General features: G+C 67.8%; 3 protein-coding genes. 2 read left to right on the forward strand and 1 reads right to left on the reverse strand.

Going from position 1 to position 2459, the window contains the following annotated elements; translation table 11 throughout:
• Both dacB and BQ7477_RS02360 read left to right on the forward strand, forming a co-directional pair.
• The coding region (gene dacB, locus BQ7477_RS02355; RefSeq protein ID WP_073982681.1) for a D-alanyl-D-alanine carboxypeptidase/D-alanyl-D-alanine endopeptidase at positions 1 to 675 on the forward strand (675 nt) is incomplete at its 5' end.
• Positions 676 to 679: 4 nt separating this feature from the next.
• Positions 680 to 1522: a zinc-dependent metalloprotease gene (locus BQ7477_RS02360; protein WP_073982670.1), complete on the forward strand. Its 843-nt coding sequence runs from the start codon at positions 680 to 682 to the stop codon at positions 1520 to 1522.
• A 358-nt stretch (positions 1523 to 1880) separates the two neighbouring features.
• Here BQ7477_RS02360 and BQ7477_RS02365 read toward each other — a convergent pair.
• The coding region (locus BQ7477_RS02365; RefSeq protein WP_129582478.1) for an alpha/beta fold hydrolase at positions 1881 to 2459 on the reverse strand (579 nt) is incomplete at its 5' end.

Below are 2459 nucleotides of genomic sequence, written 5' to 3' on the forward strand. Positions count from 1 at the left end.
GAGGGCGCGATCGAGTTCTACGCCGATGCCCCCGGCCATGTCGCCGAGGTTTTTGCGCAGGCTCTCACGTCTGCGGGAATCACGGTGAGCATGGGCGAGGCCGGGGAAGCCCCCGCGGGAGCGTCCTCCCTCGCGTCGGTTTCCTCCGCGACGATAGGTGAACAGTTGCGCTGGATGCTAGCCCATTCCGATAACACGCTCGCCGACCAGTATTGCCGCCTCGCTGCGCGAGCAGCCGGGAGTCCCTCCACTTACGAGGGTGCGACCTCGACGGTCAAGGATGCTTTGACGTCCGCGGGTATCCCCACGGACGACCTCTACTTGGAGGACTGCTCGGGATTGTCCAGCAACGACAAGATCACCGCCAACACGCTCGTTGGCGTCCTGAAGGCTTCGTATGCGGGGCGGGGAACCAGCGCGGACACGATGCGTCTTTTGCCCTGGGCGGGTCTGGTGGGTACGCTCTCCAACCGGATGGCCGAGGCCCCCACCGGCGGTAACGTCCAAGCTAAAACCGGCTCGCTTCACGAGGTGACCTCCCTGTCGGGCTCCGTGATCACTCAGGGAGGTCGTCTCCTCCTTGTGTCGATCGGCCACGATCAAGTGACGAGTGGCGCCTACGCCACGCGCGGCTACTTGGACGCCTTCGAGGAGGGTCTCGCCGGGCTAAACTAGGCCCATGGATATGCCGTTTGGCCCGCGCGACGTCGCGGGAGTTCTCGCTTCGATGTCCTACGCGGGTCCGTCGGCCTCGCGGGTGGGGGCCTCGGCTGTCGTGGCGCGCCTGCGCAGGTCGGTGGCCTGGTCGAATCGCTTGCTCGCGGAGCTGTCGACCCTGCCCGAGGCCGCAGCGACCGTTGCCGAATCAAGCTCACTCGTCGTTGATCGCAGGGGTTTGATTCGCCGGGTCGGGGCAATCATGGATCGCTTCGAGGACACTCGCACCCCCATGGTTCTGGCAGCCGAAGCCATCGTGCTGCGTGCGCTCGCAAAAGACGCGACGGGCATTTGGGACGTGGCGGCCGGGCGGCGTGTCCTGGTGGCCCCCAACGTGCTGGCGGACGCTCAGCGCTATGCTCTGGATCAGACGGATTGGTGCCGCTGGGTGTCCCTGTGTACCGGATTGCGCGGCGTCCACCTGACCCACGCTCCCCACCTCGTCCCCTATGTCGCGGATCTGGTGCGTTCGCTGCCGGAGCGCAGCGACGAGCTGGTGCGTATCGTTCTCCTGCTGGATGCGCTGCCGACCGCGGAGATGGAGGTCCTCACCCCCCGGGACCTGCCGTCGATTCATTGGCTGCGCACTCACCGTGCGCACGCGGGTGGGGTCGCGCTGGTGCGGGCGTGTGCGGCTGCGGGGATGCCGTTGGCGGGTGTGGAGCTGCTTCAAGCCCAGACGGAGGGTTTTGCCCGCACGGTCGTGCGCGCGGGCGCGATTGGAACGCTGCTGTCCGGCATTGAGGCGCTGCCAACTGCGAGTGAGTACGCCGAGCCGGGGACATGGCTGGCGCGTGTTAGCTGAAGCATCCCGCCTGGTGGGGGCCAATCCGCGCGGGGCAGTGCGGTCCTGTTCTCTCGCGGTGCGCGCCGCGATGCGCGCTTTCATTGACGAGGCCGGGGTNTCGGCGCGCCACTGGGGCCCGGGAGGGCCGGCCTGGCCCCAGGGGGCCATGACGTCGCGCTCGGGGATCGAATCGTCCGACGAGGCCTGGGGATCTACCCCGGAAAAGTCGGGCAGGCCGCTCGTGTCGGGGGTGAGCTCGCCGCCGTGCGTGGGATTGCTGGTAACGCTCATTGGGTCAGCATAACGCGCGAGGCCGCCGGCGCCTCGTCGATGAGGAGGAGAAACCGGGGCGGCCTCGCGGAGAAAGCGGCGCTGATCAGGCGAAGGAGGATGCGCGCGAGGGGATGCGCTCGTTGAGGAACTCGTTGAGCAGTGCGGTGAGTTGGTCGTGTTCGATGAGGAAGCCGTCGTGCCCGTGGTCGGAGTGGATTTCACGGTAGAACGCGCCGGGAATACCCGACGCCATCTGCCAGACCTGTTCGGGGAAGAAAAGCCGGTCGGAGTCGACGGCGACGACGAGGGTACGGGCGGTGACGGCCTTGAGGGCCTGAGCGACGCCGCCGCGGTCGCGACCCACGTCGTGGGAGAGCATCGTGCGGCACAGCGTCACGTAGGAGCCGGCATCGAAGCGGCGCAGGATCTTCTCGCCGTGGTAATCCAGGTAGGACTCCACCGCGAGGCGACCCCCGTGCAGGGGGTCCTCGTCGTTCTGGGGGATACGACCGAAGCGTTCGTCGAGCTCGGAGGGGGAGCGGTAGGTGGTGTGCGCGATCTGGCGGGCCAGCGCCAGGCCGGAGGTCGGGCCGGGACCCGCGTAGTAGTCTCCGCCGCGCCACGCGGGATCCAGCTCGATGGCGCGGATCTGCGTGTGCGTCCACGCGGCCTGATCAGCGGT

The organism is Actinomyces bouchesdurhonensis, assembly GCF_900128465.1.
Lineage (GTDB): Bacteria > Actinomycetota > Actinomycetes > Actinomycetales > Actinomycetaceae > Pauljensenia > Pauljensenia bouchesdurhonensis.

What these genes read in the sequence shown, in the direction of transcription:
- BQ7477_RS02360 (WP_073982670.1), top strand. Translation starts at nt 680, where the DNA reads ATGGATATGCCGTTTGGCCCGCGCGACGTCGCGGGAGTTCTCGCTTCG.